This window comes from Glycomyces sp. YM15 (assembly GCF_016918015.1).
GTDB lineage: Bacteria > Actinomycetota > Actinomycetes > Mycobacteriales > Micromonosporaceae > Glycomyces.
In genome coordinates this window covers 63,094-80,556 of the sequence record NZ_JAERMK010000009.1, presented here as the reverse complement: position 1 = coordinate 80,556, position 17,463 = coordinate 63,094, and the positions used below count along the sequence as shown (strand labels likewise).

Annotated in this window: 15 protein-coding genes; 8 read left to right on the top strand and 7 right to left on the bottom strand. The window is 68.3% G+C overall.

The genetic code is table 11. The features are described 5' to 3' along the window. Both JHY01_RS11855 and JHY01_RS11850 read left to right on the top strand, forming a co-directional pair. Entirely contained in the window at positions 1-594 is a 594-nt protein-coding gene (locus JHY01_RS11855; RefSeq protein WP_205325855.1) for a hypothetical protein, read from the top strand. After that, positions 591-1,064 carry a hypothetical protein gene (locus JHY01_RS11850; RefSeq protein WP_205325854.1) on the top strand — a complete coding sequence of 158 codons (474 nt, stop codon included), beginning with the start codon at positions 591-593 and terminating at the stop codon, positions 1,062-1,064. Before JHY01_RS11855 ends, JHY01_RS11850 begins: the two co-directional genes overlap by 4 nt. Before the next feature lie 264 nt (positions 1,065-1,328). Here JHY01_RS11850 and JHY01_RS11845 read toward each other — a convergent pair whose 3' ends face one another. The 7 genes from JHY01_RS11845 to JHY01_RS11815 all read right to left on the bottom strand — a co-directional run bounded on the left by JHY01_RS11845 (position 1,329) and on the right by JHY01_RS11815 (position 8,901). After that, the gene (locus JHY01_RS11845; protein ID WP_205325853.1) at positions 1,329-1,715 is read right to left on the bottom strand and encodes a hypothetical protein; all 387 of its coding nucleotides are present in this window, start codon (positions 1,713-1,715) and stop codon (positions 1,329-1,331) included. A gap of 20 nt (positions 1,716-1,735) precedes the next feature. Beyond that, complete coding sequence (locus tag JHY01_RS11840; RefSeq protein WP_205325852.1) at positions 1,736-2,281, bottom strand: hypothetical protein; 546 nt, start codon at positions 2,279-2,281, stop codon at positions 1,736-1,738. A 617-nt stretch (positions 2,282-2,898) separates the two neighbouring features. Further along, positions 2,899-4,680 (bottom strand): ABC transporter substrate-binding protein, encoded by a 1,782-nt coding sequence (locus tag JHY01_RS11835; RefSeq protein ID WP_205325851.1) that lies wholly within the window; start codon positions 4,678-4,680, stop codon positions 2,899-2,901. A 65-nt stretch (positions 4,681-4,745) separates the two neighbouring features. Beyond that, positions 4,746-5,816, bottom strand: a complete 1,071-nt coding sequence (locus JHY01_RS11830; protein WP_205325850.1) for an ABC transporter ATP-binding protein — start codon at positions 5,814-5,816, stop codon at positions 4,746-4,748. Further along, positions 5,809-6,897, bottom strand: a complete 1,089-nt coding sequence (locus JHY01_RS11825; RefSeq protein ID WP_205325849.1) for an ABC transporter ATP-binding protein — start codon at positions 6,895-6,897, stop codon at positions 5,809-5,811. The genes JHY01_RS11830 and JHY01_RS11825 overlap by 8 nt, the downstream gene beginning before the upstream one ends. 4 nt (positions 6,898-6,901) lie before the next feature. Continuing rightward, the gene (locus tag JHY01_RS11820) at positions 6,902-7,801 is read right to left on the bottom strand and encodes an ABC transporter permease (RefSeq protein WP_205325848.1); all 900 of its coding nucleotides are present in this window, start codon (positions 7,799-7,801) and stop codon (positions 6,902-6,904) included. Between the two features lie 2 nt (positions 7,802-7,803). After that, entirely contained in the window at positions 7,804-8,901 is a 1,098-nt protein-coding gene (locus JHY01_RS11815; protein ID WP_205325847.1) for an ABC transporter permease, read from the bottom strand. 314 nt (positions 8,902-9,215) lie between these two features. Here JHY01_RS11815 and JHY01_RS11810 point away from each other — a divergent pair, with 314 nt between their 5' ends. The 6 genes from JHY01_RS11810 to JHY01_RS11785 all read left to right on the top strand — a co-directional run bounded on the left by JHY01_RS11810 (position 9,216) and on the right by JHY01_RS11785 (position 17,463). After that, on the top strand, positions 9,216-10,439 hold the full coding sequence (locus JHY01_RS11810) for an NADP-dependent isocitrate dehydrogenase (protein WP_205325846.1): 1,224 nt from the start codon (positions 9,216-9,218) through the stop codon (positions 10,437-10,439). Between the two features lie 249 nt (positions 10,440-10,688). Then, complete coding sequence (locus JHY01_RS11805) at positions 10,689-11,417, top strand: NTP transferase domain-containing protein (RefSeq protein ID WP_205325845.1); 729 nt, start codon at positions 10,689-10,691, stop codon at positions 11,415-11,417. Between the two features lies 1 nt (position 11,418). Beyond that, on the top strand, positions 11,419-12,474 hold the full coding sequence (locus JHY01_RS11800) for an iron-containing alcohol dehydrogenase family protein (RefSeq protein ID WP_205325844.1): 1,056 nt from the start codon (positions 11,419-11,421) through the stop codon (positions 12,472-12,474). Then, complete coding sequence (locus tag JHY01_RS26630; RefSeq protein ID WP_240192676.1) at positions 12,461-14,113, top strand: ABC transporter permease; 1,653 nt, start codon at positions 12,461-12,463, stop codon at positions 14,111-14,113. Before JHY01_RS11800 ends, JHY01_RS26630 begins: the two co-directional genes overlap by 14 nt. Positions 14,114-14,350: 237 nt before the next feature. Next, entirely contained in the window at positions 14,351-16,675 is a 2,325-nt protein-coding gene (locus JHY01_RS11790) for an acyltransferase family protein (RefSeq protein ID WP_205325843.1), read from the top strand. A gap of 176 nt (positions 16,676-16,851) precedes the next feature. Further along, positions 16,852-17,463, top strand: a complete 612-nt coding sequence (locus tag JHY01_RS11785; protein ID WP_205325842.1) for a hypothetical protein — start codon at positions 16,852-16,854, stop codon at positions 17,461-17,463.

Below are 17,463 nucleotides of genomic sequence, written 5' to 3'. Positions count from 1 at the left end.
ATGGACTACACCGAGAGCACGGCGCTGTTCCGCGCCCATGCCGCCGCCCGCCTCACCGGCGACACCACCGAAGCCGCCCGCCTCGCCGCGCAGATCAGCGACGAGCAGCGCATGAGCCACCTGCTGTTCACGCTGACCCTCTTCACCCAGTTCGTGGTCGAAGAACTCGGCTACGAACCCGACCCGACTGACCTCGCCGCGCTCACCAAGCGCCTGCACGACAAGCATTTCCGTCCGGATCGCCCGTTCGAGGCGCTGCGCGCCGAGGCCATGATCCGGGCCGTCACCGCCGAATCAGTCCTGCTCACCGAGATCCCGCACACCGAGCAGGCCGCCTACATGTGGGCCGTCATCGACGACCTCGCCGACCCGAAACTGACCGAAGCCGACCTGGACGAACTCTTCGACCTCGTCGAAGAAGCCCGCGAAGACCTGCTCGGCAGAGCCCTCGATTCGCCAGAGCTCAACTCGCCGAAGCGCGAGCCGGCAGCACCGGTGCAAACCGCACCCGTCCAAACCGAGCCCGTCCAAACCGAGCCCGCCCAGGGCGATCCAGACCCGGCCACTCCCGCCGAGGAAGGAACCGACGCATGACACCCGAAGCGCTCCACCGCACGCACCTCACGGCGCTCGTCACCGGCGAAGTCGACACGGCCGCGAGACTCCGGCATCAGTTCCAGGCGAAAGACCACGGCATCGCCGCCGAACACCTTCGTGCCGCCGTCGCCGTCGTCCTCGAATACCGCTTCGGACCCGGCGCCGGACTCGGAGCGGGCCTGATCGACTACAACCGCCTGGGCGAGTTCATGACCGAACTGCGCCAGGCCGGCCGCGGGACCGTCCCGCCGCCCGACCACCTCGCCGTCGAAGCCGTCACGCGGGCGCTCTACGGCGAACCGCACCTGGCCGAACCGCTGTCCGAGCAGCGACGCAGCCAAGCGCACTACTCAGCGCTCGCCCACGAACTCGCCCGCCACCCATGGCTCAAAGCGAACCCGGAACACCTCGTCCACTACGCGCGAAAACGCATGACCACCTGGATCCTCGGCCGACCTGAGGACTGAACTCGAAGGGCCCGGACCCCGCTCAACGCGGAGTCCGGGCCTGAACTTCTCGGGTCTGATGAGGCGCGAGCAGGCGGCATCACCGCGAGTCCGTTCTCGCCGGGCCCGGCATCGAAAGGTGCGAACACCCCAGAGTCGTCACCATGAGTCGGCGCAGGCTCCCATCACCCATGTGGCGGGTATGAAGGACGACTTGAAAGCCCCTGGGTCTCATGCGGGGCGGCTGCGTGTGCGGAGATCCGGAACCGGCTCAAGGCATTAAGGTCAGCATCGGATGTACTTCGATTGCTCGTCATAGGAGTCGAATCCGTCGCCGCGGATCTGCAGGATGAGCCTGTAGGTTCCGGTTCGGCACGGCGCGCTGAGAAGGACCGAGTAGTCTCGGTCGCCCCTGTAGGTCACCGTACGTCCGTCGTTCGTGGGGCCGTTGAGGTAGCTGTACTCCGTCCAGTAACGGCCTGAGCAACCGGACACTTTGATGTTCAAGATGCCGTTGACCTTCGATCCGACTTTGTTCGGTCCGCTGATACTGGTGGTGAGGGTGCAGCCGGCGGCTGATGCGGACGAGGCCGGTATGGTCGCGCTGACCGCGCCGATCCCGAAGACCATCAGCGCCACCGCCATCTTTGCGATCCATCGTCGATACTTCATGGTTTGCTCCTCTCGGCCGTTCAGCACGATGTCACGTTCAGGGCGTTGCTTCTCAGGTACTTAACCGAGCTGCCGTTCTTCGTGAGGTTCATCGTGGTGGTCCAGCCCCCCCTTTTGCAGGGCGTGCTGATGCTGGGCTCGCCACTGATCGGGGGGTAGGTCAGGAAGCTCCACGAGCGCTGTGACAGCCAGTATCCGTTGACATAGATCTCGAGGCTGATGATGACCTCATATGGGCTGCTGCCGCACCCTGAGATGCTGTAGTAGCCGCTGCCGCGGATGCGTGACGTGGACTTCGTGGGCTTGTTCGCGCGCACAGTCCTCTCGCAATCTGCTGCGACCATCGTGATTTCAGTGGCGTTCTCGTACTCGGTGATCTCGATATAGCCGTCGGGTTGCGGCATATACTCGACATCGAGCAGAGCGCCGAGCTCGGCAGCGTCTGCTGCGGCGAGATCGCCTGTGCCGGAATCGGCCGCAGCAGGCCCGGCGACTCCCAGTCCGGCCGCGAGCATCATTGCGAGCGCCACAGCCAGCGAAGCCCACAGTCTCGATCTGATGGTCATGAACTACCTTCTTCCTTGCGGGTTCTTTGGAGGCTCATCAGACAATGGCCGGTCCGATCGCTTCAACGATCTGGAAATGCGGCTGGATCGAGCGTGTAGTGAGCCTTCGAGACCATCCTTCCTGCACAAGAGACCTATTGACAGGCGAAACACAGGCGAAACACCGGCGGAACACCGGCAGGACTGGCAGGAATGCCGCTGCTCACGCTTGTCGCCGGATTCAGGGCCGTTGGTGAGTTTCTCAGGCACAGCGGGACACTCGCTCCTCTGACAGCCGTCGCCGGTAAGCCGTCGGTGTGCAGATCCATGGCGGCGCTGATGGTGTGGGCTCCGCTCCTGTTCGCCGCCAAGGTCTTTTGCGCTGCAATCGAACATGCAGCAGGGCCCCGACCGGCAATCCGGTCGGGGCCTTGCTTCTCTCGTTCGCCGCGCCTGGACCCGCCTCGGTCTGGCGCGGCTCCGGGCCGGGGTCGTAGACCCGGTCCGAGCTTGTATTCACTTGGTTTTCAATTGGGGACAAGGGCTCCCCGGGCGCGAGCAGGTCGCCCGGGGAGCAGGGCCGCGGCGGGGGGGCCGGGCCCTTGGACCGCACGGAAGGCAGGTCCCGTGCAGGCGGACTACGCCGGTTCGATGGCGCCGTCGAGGACGCGGACCATGATCGGGTTGTCGAAGTAGACGTCGTTGAGCGCGTACGAGCCCGGGTCGATCGCCTTCACGCGGACGCCCTCGATGCCGTAGCTGACGCGCTGGTTCAGGAACAGCGGCAGGCGCGGCAGGGTCTCGTTGAACACGATGCCGAGCGTCTTGTTCGCGGCGGCCTGCTCCTCCTCGGTGCCCTGCTGGGACTTGAGGAACACCTCGGCGACGTTCACCTTGCCCTGGCTGGGGGAGTCGACCTCGTCGGTCGGGATGCCCATGCCCGCGTTGTCGGCGGTGCCGGCGTTGTCGGTGAACCACGCCATCTGCCAGGAGCCGTAGGCGTAAGGCACGAACGGGTTCGCCCACTGGCGCACCGCGATGTCGAAGTCGCCGGTGCCCCAGATGCCCCACGGGTTGTCCTCCGGGACGCTCTTGTAGGTGACCTGGAGTCCGAACTCCTTGAGCTGGGCCGCGGCCTGCTCACCGGAGAGCACGAAGTCGGTCCAGCCTTCCACGCCGATGATCGCGTACTCGGCCAGGTCGCCCGCCGGGGTGTGCCAGCCGTCGGACTCTTTCTTCCAGCCGGCCTCTTCGAACAGCGCGGTCGCCTTCGCGTGGTCGGGCGTGTAGTACTCCAGCTCGACGTCGTCGAACAGGCCTTCCGCGTGCGGGTCGGGCAGACCCGAGTACGTGTTCGGGATGTAGTAGCCGCCGTTGCCCTTCGCGATCTCGCCGATCGACTCGCCGTCGAGGATGTACATGAACGCCTTGCGCACCCGCGCGTCGGCGAACTCCGGGAACCGGCCCTGGTTGAGCATCAGGCCGATGCCGTCGAAGCCCGGCGTCGACAGCTCCTTGAGCCCCTCGACCCTCGCGATCGTCTGGCGGTCCGCCGCGCCCAGCACCTGCGTGCAGTAGTCGATCTCCTGCGAGAGCAGCATCTGCACCGCGGCGGCGTTGTCGCCGTTCTGGACCTCGATCTTCGCGAACTTCACCTGGTCGGCGAACAGCCCGTCCGGGTGGACCTTGAACGAGATGACGGTCTCGCCGATCTGGTCGAACTGGTAGGCGCCGCTGGTGATCGGGTCCTCGTCCTTGAAGTCGACGGCCGCGATCTTCTCCGCCAGCGCCGACTGCTCCGGGCTGCCCTGCACCGCACCGGCCTCGACCAGGCCCTGCGCCTCGTCCATCCACTCGCCGTAGCGGGCGTGCGGCAGGATCTGCGCCTTCAACGCGCCGTGCTCGACGCCGGGGAACGCCGCCGAGTACGTGACGGTGACCGTGGTGTCGTCGTCGGCCGTCGCCGAGACCAGCTGGTCCCAGCCGACGGTGCCCTGCGCGGCGTTGAGCTTCTGCAGGTAGATGGTGCCCACGACGTCCTTCGCGGTGACGGCGTTGCCGTCGGTCCACTTGACACCGGAGCGCAGCTTGATCGTGAGGGTCTTGTCGACCAGTTCGACCGACTCGGCCAGCTGCGGGATCCACTCCAGGGTGTCCCAGTCGAGGATCGCCGGGCGGGGCAGGAACAGCTCCGCCACGGGCGCCGGGACCAGCAGGGCGGCGTTGTTGATCGCCGCGTTGTGGTGCTGGGTGGTGATGTCGAACGGGTAGACGTAGACGAAGGTGCCGCTGGCGCCTTCGCCTTCCGATCCTTCGGCCTGGCAGGCACCGAGGACGCCCGCGGTCGCAACGGCGCCGGCGCCGAGGCCGACCGCCTGCATGAGGTTGCGTCGGCTGAGCTCGAATCGCTGAGAGGTCATCGCCGTTTCCTTTCAATCAGTAGAGAGTGCAGTGATGTTCTTGTGGTGGAGCAGGGGTACCGAGGTCAGATGGCTGATTCGGGTTCGGGGCGCCGCGAGCCGGGTACGGCGTCGAAGGTGAGCGTCCGGTCATCCGGCGCCGCGGCCCGCCGGCGGTCGCGCGCGACCACGTGGCACGCCACGTTCCTTCGCTCGGCGAGCTGCAGGAGCGGCCGCTCGCCGTCGCACACGCCCGGCTCGAATGCCGGGCACCGCGGGTGGAAGGCGCACCCGGCGGGCAGGTCGTGCAGGCTCGGGATCTCCGCCGAGCGGAGCTGCTCCGCTGAGCGGTTCGCCTTCGCGAGGTCCGGGTCCGGCTCGCACACCGCGCCGATGAGCGCCTTGGTGTACGGGTGCTGGGGGTTCCCGATGACCTCCGGGGTCGGGCCGTGCTCGACGACCTTCCCCAGGTACATGACCGCGATCTCGCCGTCCCACGCGAAGTACTTCGCGACGGCCAGGTCGTGGGTGATGAACAGGAAGCCGACGTCGAGCTCGTCGCGCAGCCGCCCGAGGGTGTTGAGCAGGCTCACCCGGATCGAGACGTCCAGCATGGACGTCGACTCGTCGCAGATGAGCAGTTTCGGGTCCATCGCCAGCGACCGCGCGACGTTGACGCGCTGGCGTTGGCCGCCCGACAGCTGGTGCGGGTAGGCGTCCAGGTAGGACTCGGGCGGGGTGAGGTCCACGAGCCGCAGCAGTTCGGCGGCTTTGGCGCGGGCTTCGGTGCGGCCCTTGACCAGTCCGTGCCGCTTGAGTCCGGCGGTGAGCGTCGAGTAGACGGTGCGCGTCGGGTTCAGTGCGGCGTACGGGTCCTGGTGGATGTACTGCACCGAGCGCCGGTATTCGGTTCGTTCGGCCGCGTTCATCGCGGTCAGGGGCTTGCCGCGGAACTCGACGGCGCCGCTCGTGGGCCGGGTGATCCCGGCGGCCGCGCGGGCGGTCGTGGTCTTGCCGCAGCCGGACTCGCCGACCAGGCACAGGACCTTGCCGGCCTTGACTTCGAGGTCGACGCCGCCGACGGCGGCGACCGGGCCCTTGCGGGTGTCGAAGACCTGCTCCAGGCCCGACAGCTTCAGCAGCGGTGTCTCAGACATCGGCGGTCTCGCTTTCGACGATGCTCGCAGGCCGCGCAGCGCTCGTGTCAGTGCACTTGCGCTCGAAGCGGACCTGGTCGTGGTGGAGGCACGCGGCCGTGTGGCTCATGCCGAGCGGGCGTTCGGTGAGCAGGTCGAGGTCGATCCGCTCGTTCTTGCACGCGTCGGTGGCGAACGCGCACCGCGGGTGGAACGCGCAGCCGCTCGGCATGGCCTTGAGGCTCGGCGGGTAGCCGGGGATCGACTCCAGCTGCGGGCGGAGGCCCTTGACGGGCATGACGGCGTTGATGAGTCCGGCCGTGTACGGGTGCTTGGGCTCGTAGAAGATGTCGCGGGCCGAGCCGGTCTCGATGATGCGGCCGGCGTACATGGTGGCGACCCGGTCGGCGAGCTCGGCGGCGAGGCCGAGGTCGTGGGTGATGAACACCATCGTGAAGCCGAACTTCTTGCGGAGCTCGTGGAGCTGCTGCACGATCGAGCGCTGGGTGAGCAGGTCGAGGGCCGTGGTGGGCTCGTCGAGGACGAGCACCTGCGGGTCGAGGGCGATGGCGAGCGCGATGAGGGCGCGCTGCTTCATGCCGCCCGACAGTTCGTGCGGGTAGGACTGGAGCACCCGGTCGGGGTCGAGCCGCACGGTCTCCAGGAGCTCCCCGGCGCGGGCCTCGACGGCGGCCTTCGTCCACTTCCGCTTGCCGTCCGAGTGGTCGCGGAGCGTGTCGGCGAAGTGGTCGACGATCTTGATGACCGGGTTGAAGGCGTTCATCGCGCCTTGGAAGACCATCGCGGCCTCGGCCCAGCGGAAGCGGCGCAACTGCTCGGGCTTCATCTTCAGGAGGTCCGCCGTGGAGCCGTCCTTCAACCGGTACGTCAGGGAGCCGGAGGTGATCTCGCCCAGGCCCGGCAGCAGGCGCAGCAGGCCCAGGCCGAGCGTGGTCTTGCCGCAGCCGGACTCGCCGACGAGCGCGAGGGACTGCCTTTCGTAGAGGTCCAGGTCGATGCCGCTGACGGCGGTCACCGACTCCTTGCGGCCGGTCTTGTACGCGATCGAGAGGTCGCGGACGCTGAGAATCGGGTCGGTCATGGTCTCACCTATCCCTCAGACGCGGGTTGAGCGCCTGGTCGAGGCCGCGTCCCATGGTGACGAGGCCGATCGTGAAGAGCACGATCATGAGCAGCGGCGCGAGCACGTACGGCATCGCGACCGGGAGGAGGAAGAAGTTGTTCTGCCACGACAGGTGGATCATCAAGCCCCAGTTGGGGGTGCCCGAGGGCATGAGGCCCAGGACGTAGAGGCCGACGATGGCGTAGATGGCCTGGTTGACGGCGATCACGAAGTTCACGAAGATGAACCCGGCCATGTTCGGCAGGATCTCCCGAAAGACGATCCGCATCGTGCCGAGGTGCTGGAGCTTCGCGGCTTCGACGAACTCGCGTTCCTTGAGGGACATGACCTGCGCCCGGATGGACCGGAACAGGAACGCCCACATGGTGGAGCCCACCACGATCGCCACGCCCCACGGCGGGATGTCCTCGAAGAACGCGACGACCGCGATCATGAGCAGGAACTGCGGGATCGTGACGGTGACGTCCGTGAGCTGCAGCAGGAGCGCGTCGATCCTGCCGCGGAAGTACCCGGCGATCGAACCGAGGACGACGGCCACGATGACCGCCATCGTGGCGGCCATGCCGCCGACCCAGATCGGTTCCGCCCCGGAGTTCACCAGGATCGTGAAGGTGTCCTTGCCTTCGTACTGGGTGCCGAGCCAGTGCTCGCCCGAGGGCGCGGTCCAGATCATCGAGGTGTCGGTCGGGTTGTCCTGGTCGACCACGAGCGGGCCGATGAAGGAGAACCCGACGATGGCGAGCACGAGTACGGTGCCGGCGAAACCGGCGGGGGAGCGGGTGAGCCCGGTCCAGATCTGGCCCAGCGTGCTCTCCCGGAACGTGCGGCGGGGCTTCGCGGCCGGCGCTTCGACGGCGGTCATGCTCACGCCTCCTGGTTCTCGGACTTGATGCGCGGGTCGATCTTCACCAGCAGGAGGTCCACGATGAGGCTCGTGATGACCACCGAGGTGGCGAGGATGATGACGGCGGCCTGCACCACCGGGTAGTCGCGGTTGCCGATGGCCTGCATCAGCATCTGGCCGACCCCGGGGTAGTTGAGGATCTGCTCGATGACGATCGAGCCGCCCACGAGCATCCCCAGCTGGAGGGCGATCTGCGGGACCACCGGCAGCAGGGCGTTGCGGCCCACGTAGTTGCGGCTGATGCGGCCGGGCTTGAGGCCGCGGGCGCGGGCCACCGTGACGTAGTCCTCGGTGAGCACCTCGGTGGTCGCGGCTTTCATGTTGAGCATGAACGCGCCGGTGGAGGTGAACGCGAAGGCGATGATCGGCAGGATCGCGTGGAAGAGCGCGTCGCCGAAGAACACCGGGTCGAAGCCGGGTTCGACGCCCGCCGTGACGCGGCCCCGCATGTCGAGGAACGGCAGGATCCCCAGCACTGTGTAGCCGAGGACGACCACCGCGGCGATGAGGATGTAGTTCGGCACGCCGGTGAGGAAGGAGCCGACCGAGGTCATGGTGTGGTCGAGGACCGAGCCGCGCCGGTAGGCCGTGGCCATGCCGACCGAGAGGCCGATGACGGCGGCCAGGACGATGCCGGTGCCGACGGCGAAGAGCGTCCAGGGCAGGTATTCCATGACGTGCTCGAAGACCGAGGTGCTGGGGCTGGTGAGCGAGTTGCCCAGGTCCAGCGTGACCAGGCCCTTGAGGAAGCCGAGGTACTGCGACCAGGCGCTCGCGTCCGGGTCGTAGCTCACGATGTTCGCGGCGGTGGCCATGGCCTGGTCGTGCGACATGCCCGAGCTGTTGAGGCGGCCGGCCATGATCTCGATCGGGTCGCCCGGCATGAGCTGCATGAGCATGAAGGTGATGGTGGCGACGAGCCAGACCACGAACACGGACTGCAGGACGCGGCGGAAGACGTAGGAGGTCCACACGCGCCGGACCACGCGGGCGGCGGTGCGGGGCGGCGTACGTTCCTCAACGCGGCGTTGGGGAGGGGGTGCGGCAGGTGCGGTCACCTCGGGGCACTCCTTCGTGCGCTAATCGGGACTCCGGCTCGAGAAGAGCCGGTGAGCCTCGGACGACGGGGGGCGAAACAAATTGGAAAGATTGTTTCTAGTTAGAGAAGCTACCCGTCGTGACCCTGCGCACGCCAGCCTTGAGACGGAATCGTTATCGGCGCGCCCGTGCTGTGACCATTGACTCCCGGGGCCGGGCGCGGCTCTCCACGGTAAAGCCAGTACGCTCGTACTGTTAGGGGCGATGGCTCCGGCGCCCACTAGCGGCGCAGTCAACCCAGGCGCAGGTAGGCGCGAGGAGAGGTAGCGAGACTATGGCGAAGATCAAGGTTGCGAACCCGGTCGTCGAGCTCGACGGCGACGAGATGACCCGCATCATCTGGAGCAAGATCAAGGACGAGCTGATCCACCCCTACCTGGACGTGGACCTCAAGTACTACGACCTCTCCATCGAGCACCGCGACGCCACCGACGACCAGGTCACGGTCGACGCCGCCAACGCGATCAGCCAGTACAACGTCGGCGTCAAGTGCGCCACCATCACCCCCGACGAGGCCCGCGTCGAAGAGTTCGGGCTCAAGAAGATGTGGCGCTCCCCGAACGGCACCATCCGCAACATCCTCGGCGGCACCATCTTCCGCGAGCCGATCATCATGAGCAACGTACCGCGCCTGGTCCCGGGCTGGACCGAGCCGATCATCGTCGGCCGCCACGCCTTCGGCGACCAGTACCGCGCCACCGACTTCAAGGTCGACCGCCCCGGCACCCTCACCGTCACCTTCACCCCGGACGACGGCACCGAGCCCATGGAGTTCGAGGTCGCCCGCTACCCGGAGGGCGGCGGCGTCGCCCTGAGCATGTACAACTTCAAGAAGTCCATCGAGGACTTCGCCCACGCCTCGTTCCGCTACGGCCTGGCCCGGAACTACCCGGTGTACATGTCCACCAAGAACACCATCCTGAAGGCCTACGACGGCATGTTCAAGGACACCTTCCAGGAGATCTTCGACAACGACTACAAGGCCGACTTCGAGGCCAAGGGCCTCACCTACGAGCACCGCCTCATCGACGACATGGTCGCCGCGGCGCTCAAGTGGCAGGGCGGCTACGTCTGGGCCTGCAAGAACTACGACGGCGACGTCCAGTCCGACATCGTCGCGCAGGGCTTCGGCTCGCTCGGCCTCATGACCTCCGTGCTCATGACCCCCGACGGCAAGACCGTCGAGGCCGAGGCCGCCCACGGCACCGTGACCCGCCACTACCGCCAGCACCAGGCCGGCAAGAAGACCTCGACCAACCCGATCGCCTCGATCTTCGCGTGGACCCGGGGCCTGGCCCACCGCGGCAAGCTCGACGGCACCCCCGAGGTCACCGGCTTCGCGAACGAGCTCGAGAAGGTCGTCATCGACACCGTCGAGGGCGGCAAGATGACCAAGGACCTGGCGCTCCTCATCGGCCCCGAGGCCGAATGGCAGACCACCGACGAGTTCCTCGACACGCTGTCGGAGAACCTCGCCAAGGCGATCGCCGCCAAGTAATGGCCCGCGAACTTCGCCGAGAGTGCGAAATCGCGCGTAACCGGGCCCGCGGCGGCTCGTTGTAGGAGGAAGCGGCAACCGCTCCGCGACCGAGCGCATCGAACCGCTCGCGAGCTTCGCGATTGTCGCCCCTTCCCAGAAGGAGGCCCCGGCCGACGTGTGCAGGCGCACACTCGGCCGGGGCCTCCCCCCTTTCGGGACTTGTAAACTAGGCGGGTTCACAGCCGACGATCGGAAGGCCGCAAACTCGTGAGAGGCGTCATCCTCGCCGCCGGACAGGGGCAGCGCCTGCGCCCCGACACCGACGCGCTCCCCAAGACCCTCCTGCCGGTCACCGAGACGGAGACGATCCTCGACACGATCGTGCGGGGCCTGGCCGAGGTCGGCGTCACCGACCTCGCGATCACCGTCGGCCACGCCGCCGAGAAGATCCGCGAGCACGCCCCGGTCCTCGAGGACCGCTACGGCGTCAGCGTCGCCATCGTCGACAACGACAAGCCGCACTGGAACAACGCGTACTCGCTGTGGACCGCCCGCGACCACTACAAAGCAGGTGCGCTCCTGGTCAACGGCGACACCGTGCACCCCACGAGCATCGAGCGGAACCTCCTCGCCGCCGCCGAGACCGACCCGCGGCTGCTCCTCGCGCTCGACGACCACAAGCAGCTCACCGACGAGGCGATGAAAGTCCGCGTCGGCCAAGGCGGCGTCGAGCTCATCCACAAGCAGCAGCCGATCGCGACCGCCGCCGGCGAGTACATCGGCGTCAGCCTCATCCCCGCCGGACTCGCCGCGGACCTCACCAAGGCCCTCGAGGCGACCTTCACCCGCGACTCGACGCTCTACTACGAGGACGCCTACCAGCTCCTCGCCGAAGCCGGGCAGATCGGCACCGTCTCCACCGGGCCCGTGGCCTGGACCGAGGTCGACGACCACGCCGACTGGGCCGCCGCCCAAGAGATCGCGAAGGGTCTTTAGTTTGCCGACCTTCGCGCGCACCGTCTTGGCGCCGATCACCGTCGAAGTCTCGGCCGGGGCACTCAAACGGCTCCCCGAACTGCTCGCCGACTCCCGGATCTCCTCGGGCGGGCGCGTCGCCGTCGCCCTCGGACCCGGCCTCGGCGAGAGCATCGCCGCCGAACTCGACCACCTGCCCGACGCCACCGTCCACACCGTCGCCCCCGGCAGCCTCACCAGCGCCAAAGAGCTCACCAAACGCCTGCGCGACGACCACCGCGTCGACGCCCTCGTGGGCATCGGCGGGGGCAAACTCCTCGACACCGCGAAATGGGCCGCGTCCGACCTCGGACTGCCCATGGTCTCGGTCGCCACGAGCCTCGCCCACGACGGCCTCGCGTCCCCGACCGCCTCGCTCGAGCGGGACGGCGTCTCGGTCTCGTACGGGGTCCACCCGCCGCTCGCGGTCCTCGCCGACCTCGACTTCATCCGCCATGCCCCGGCGCACCAGCTGCAGTCGGGCATCGGCGACGCCCTGACGAACCTCTCGGCCGTCGCCGACTGGCAGCTCTCGCACGAGGTGAACGGCGAACCCGTGGACGGCCTCGCCGCCGCCATCGCCCGCACCGGGGCCGAGGCCGTGCTGCGCCACCCCGGCACCATCGCCGACGATTCGTTCCTGGCCACCCTCGCGGACGCGCTCATCCAAGGCGGCCTCGCCTCCAGCATGGCCGGATCGTCCCGGCCGTGCTCGGGCGGCTGCCACGAGATCGCCCACGCGCTCGAGGCGCTCCACCCCGGCCTGGCCTCCCACGGGGCCCAAGGCGGGGTCGGGGCGCTGGTCTGCACGTGGTTGCGCGGTGACAAAGCCCTGTTCCAGGAGCTTTCAGCCGCCATGAAACGGCACGGTCTGCCGCGTACCGCGAGTGAACTCGGGTTGAACATCGCGGAGCTCGCCACAGCGGTGGCCTACGCGCCGAGGACCCGGCCAGGCCGTTATACGATTCTCGAACATCGTGAACTGGACTCGGTGGCGCTGGAGCGACACCTGACGGAGATGATGCATGAGCTCGATTAGCCCGCACCCCGAAGGCGTCTCCGGCCCGGCCGGAAACAACGACGGGAGCCCGGACAACTCCGATGCGGCCGCCCCCCAGGGCGGCTTCGGTCCCGGGCCTTCGGCCACCCCCGCGGGATACCCGCCGGGGGCCTTGAGCTCCGGTTCGGCGGCTTTCGCGAGTCCGCCGCCCTCCGCGGCGCCCGGCATCACCCCGGGCCACCCGGGGGGGCCGAACGCCGGTCAGGCTCCGCCTCCCCAGGCGCCGCAGCCGCAGCAGGGCTACGGCCCGGCTTCGTACACCGCGCCCGCCGGGCAGCCGCAGGCGTACGGCGCCCCGGCGCCCCACCCGAGTCCGGCTCCGAACCCCGGTTACGGTGCGCCCCAAGGGCAGCAGCCGTACGGCACGCCGCCCCCGCCGCACGGTCCCGGCCAGCCGCAGCCCTACGGGTCGCCGCAGCCGCACGGCCCCGGCCCGGTGAACGCCGGTCCCGGCCAGCCGAACCCGTACGGCCAGCCGCCCGCGCCGGGCCACTACCAGCCGCAGCAGCCCCCGCCGCCTCCGGCGACGGCGCCGGCCCCGCACGGCCAGACGCCCCCGGCTCCCGCTGCGGCCCCCCAAGGCCAGCAGCCCGCGCAGCAGCACCCGGCCGGCCAGGTCCCGCAGGCGCCCTACGCGACCCGCGTCGAACCCAACCGCGACATGCCGGTGGCCGGTGCCTCCCACATCCGCCGCAACCTCGACGACACCGCCGAGCTCCCGGCGTTCCTCGACTCGGCCCGCAGCGACGAGAGCCCGGGCTTGCGGACTGCCGAAGTCAAGCCGCTCAAGCGGAAGTTCCCGCTCACGACCGGCTTCACCGCGCTCATGCGCCACCGGTACGCGCTGTCGGTCCTGGTCCGCCGCGACCTCGCGGTCAAGTACCAGTCGACGTTCATGGGCTACGTCTGGTCGCTCATCGAACCGCTCGGCCTCACGGTCATCTACTGGTTCGTGTTCGACCTCGTCTTCGGCGGCGGCAAGGCCATGCCCGACGGCGTGGGGTATCTGCTGTTCATCGTCTCGGGCATCTTCGCCTACCAGTGGTTCGCCTCCGCGGTCAACGAGGGCGCGAAGTCCCTCGGCGGCCAGTCGGCGCTGATCACGGTCATGAAGGTCCCACGAGAGGTCTTCCCGGTCTCGAAGGTCTTCGCGCGCTTCGCGGAGTACGCGGTCGGCTTCCCGATCCTCCTCGCGGTCGCGATCTGGCAGGGCGGCACCTTCGGATTCAACCTGCTGTGGCTGTTCCCGGCGATCCTGGTGCAGACGATGCTCTTGGCCGGCATGGTGTTCATCCTCGCCGGACTCAACGTCCTCTACAAGGACGTTTCACGGTTCCTGCCGCTCATCATGCGCGTGCTCTTCTACGCCTCGGCGATCATCTACCCGGTCACCAAGGTCTCCGAAGCGCCCACCATGGAAGAGAACCCCTGGCTGTTCGACATCTTCTCGACGAACCCGCTCATCGGCATCTTCTCGATGCACCGCGCGGTCTTCATTCCGGAATTCGCCCCGAACACGTACCAGCTCTGCGTCGCCATCGGCTTCTCGGCGTTCCTGATGTTCTTCGGCCGCTGGATCTTCTACCGGGTCGAACCCCGAGTCCTCAAGGCGCTCTAACGAACTCACGGCGGCCCCGACCTCGCACCGAGGTCGGGGCCTTTCTGCACCTCAGCACCGTTCCTTTGGGGCCCAAGCAGGGCCGCGGGCTTCGCCCGACTTCGGTACGATGGGTCCGCGGCTCCGTAACGGGTGTGCACGGACAGCCGAGCGGGCACACGCTGCGGCGCTCGGCGGGAACCGAGCGCTTAGGATGGGGCGACCCGACGCGCCCGGCTAGACGGAGAACCCTGCACCATGACCTCGCCCCAGGCCCCCAGGCCCCCGCACAGCGCCGCCCCGGGCCCGGGAGTCAACGAGGAGACCCTCCACCTGCCGACGGTCGCCACCCCGGGCACGTCGGCGAACGGACCCGCGCTCGGCATGCCCACCGCCGGGGCGCAGCGCACTGCCCCGAGCCCCTACCCGCAGCGACCCGCCTTCCAAACCCCCGCCCCGCCGCGCCCGGCCGACACCGGCGGCCACCCGCGCCCCGCCGCCCCGCCGCAGCCGGCCCCACCGACCCGCTGGGAAGGCGTCGGATTCCGCCCGGACATCCAGGGCCTGCGCGCGATCGCCGTGATCCTGGTGCTCCTCGGGCACGCCGGCTTCTCGTACTTCCAAGGCGGATACGTCGGCGTGGACGTGTTCTTCGTCCTCTCCGGATTCCTCATCACCTCCCTGCTCGTCAAGGAGGTCTTCGACACCGGCCGGATCTCGATCGCCGGGTTCTACGCCCGCCGCGCCCGCCGCATCCTCCCCGCCGCGAGCGTCGTCACGATCGCCACCGCGATCGCGGCTTGGCTGTGGTTCCCGGTGACCCGCTTCGAAGCGGTCATGCAGGACGCGTTCACGGTCATCGTCTACTTCGTGAACTACCGGCTCATCGCCCAAGAGTCCGAGTACCTCAACGCCGACCAGATGCCCACGCCGTTCCAGCAGTTCTGGTCCCTCGCCGTCGAAGAGCAGTTCTACATCGTCTGGCCCCTGCTCCTGCTGGGCCTGCTCCTCCTGGTCAAGCGCCATCCCGGCAAACTCGTGGACATCGGCATCGCGGCCTCCGCCGTGATCTTCGCGCTCAGCCTCGTCCTCTCGGCGCTCGTCACCGAGCAGGCCCAGCCGACCGCGTACTACGCGGCCCACACCCGCGCCTGGGAACTCGCGGCGGGAGCATTCCTCGCGCTCACCCTCCCGACGCTCAAGAAGACGCCGAAGGCACTCGGCTGGGTCCTCGGCATCGGCGGCCTCGCCGCGATCATCGCCGCGGGCGTCGTCTTCGACGATGCGACCCCGTTCCCCGGATACACCGCGCTGCTCCCGGTCCTCGGCACCGCGCTCGTCATCATCGCGGGCTCGGGAGCGGGAGGCAACCCGGTCTCCTCGCTCCTCGGCACCGCCCCGTTCCAGTTCTTCGGGAAGATCTCCTACAGCCTCTACCTGTGGCACTGGCCGATCCTCATCCTCATCCCGCTCGCCTTGGACGCTGAGCCGTCCGTGGGCCTCTACACGGTCCTCATTGTGGCCGCCGTCGCCGTCGCGCAACTGTCCTACCGGTACATCGAGGAGCCGATCCGCAACTCCCGGCCCCTGAAGACGAGCAACATGTGGGGCCTCGTTACCGGTGTCGTCTGCTCGCTGCTGGCGATCGGCATGGTCATCACGCTGACCGTCAGTTTCTCCAGGAGCAACCCGGTCGACGAACCGCCCGTCGACCTCGACGCCGTCGAAGAGGTCGAGGACGTCTCCGAGATCGAGCAGCGCCTCCAGGCCGGCCTGGAGGTCACCTCGGTGCCGGCCGCTCTCGAACCCTCGCTGACCGGTGTCGGGAACGACGAGCCCGCCATCTACGGCGACAAGTGCCACCTCGGCTACGAGGGCATCGAGCCGCCGTCCGAGTGCGCTTACGGCGACACCGAGAGCGGCACCGTCGTCGTCCTCATGGGCGACTCCCATGCCGCGCAGTGGTTCCCCGCGCTCGAGCCGATCGCCGAGGAGCGCGGCTGGAAGCTCCTCTCCCGCACCAAGAGCGCCTGCAGCGCAGCCGACATCACCCCGTACAACGAGACGTTCGAACGCGACTATTCCGAATGCGACCAATGGCGCGAGAGCGTCCTCAGCGAGATCGAGGCGATCAAGCCCGCCATGGTGATCCTCAGCAGCGAGGACTCGCCCACCATCGCCGACGGCGAACCCTCGGGCCCCGACGGCTGGGCCGAGGTGTGGGCCGACACCCTGGGACGCGTCACCGCGGCCGCCGGCCAGACCGTGACGCTCACCGACACGCCTCGCAGCCCCACCGGCGATTCCATTCCCGAATGCGTCGCCACACACCAGCAAGCGGTCCAGGAATGCGTCATGGACCGGGCCGAGGCCATCGACGACTCCGGCAACCGCGAGGCCGCCATGGGCGCGGCGCAGGAGGCCGGCGCCACCGTGATCGACACCGTGGGCTGGTTCTGCATCTCCGGAGCATGCCCGGTCATCACCGGGAACACGCTGGTCTACCGGGACTCGCACCACATCAGCACCCCGTACGCCCGCTCGCTCAGTGCCCTGCTGGGCGAAGCGCTGCCGCCGCCGTGAGGCGAAGACCCACGGAACGTACGCCCGTGAGCTGCGAATCGACCCTGAGACCGAGCACGCCCCGGCTTCCTCGCGGGACCGGGCCGTCGCCCGGTCTTGGTACAGTGTGTATCGATCCCCTCCCCGCTCGGGGAGCCCCGGTTCCGGATAACCCAAGCACCCTGAGAGGAAGCCCCATGCGCAGGTTGACCGCCTTGGCGACCATGGCCCTGCTGTTCGCCGTCGCAGCCTGCACCGGTGACGGAGGCGGTGAGGATCCCGAGACGCCCATCGGCGACGCGACCACCGGTGCCGCTGCGCCGACCGCGCCGGTCGAGCTCGCCATCGAACCACCGCCGGGCTTCACCGCCACGAGCGGCGAGGACCGCGAGATCCTGTTCACCGAGGAGCACGTCTCGTACGTGTTCTACGTGGCCGGCGCCGAAGGCGGCCAGGACAAGATCACCGTGACCTCGTACCTGCTGAGCGAGGGGGCCGACACCTCCACGTACGACATCCAGGCCGGCATGGTCACCGACTACTTCAGCAAGCTCGGCAGCACGGTCTCGCTCAACAACTTCCACGCGACGCTCGTGCACCGCCACCATGGCATCTACCGCTACGGGGAGAAGGTCATCGGCGACGTCGAGGTGAAGTGGCGCGACTTCTTCCTCTTCGCCGACCGGGGCCTCATCAACATCTCATGCCAGTGGGACGCCCACTACTCGCAGGTCGAGGCGGCCTGCGCCGACCTGACGGCCTCGTTCCCCTACCCTGAGGAATGGACCGCGGCCGGCGCGGCCGCCTGA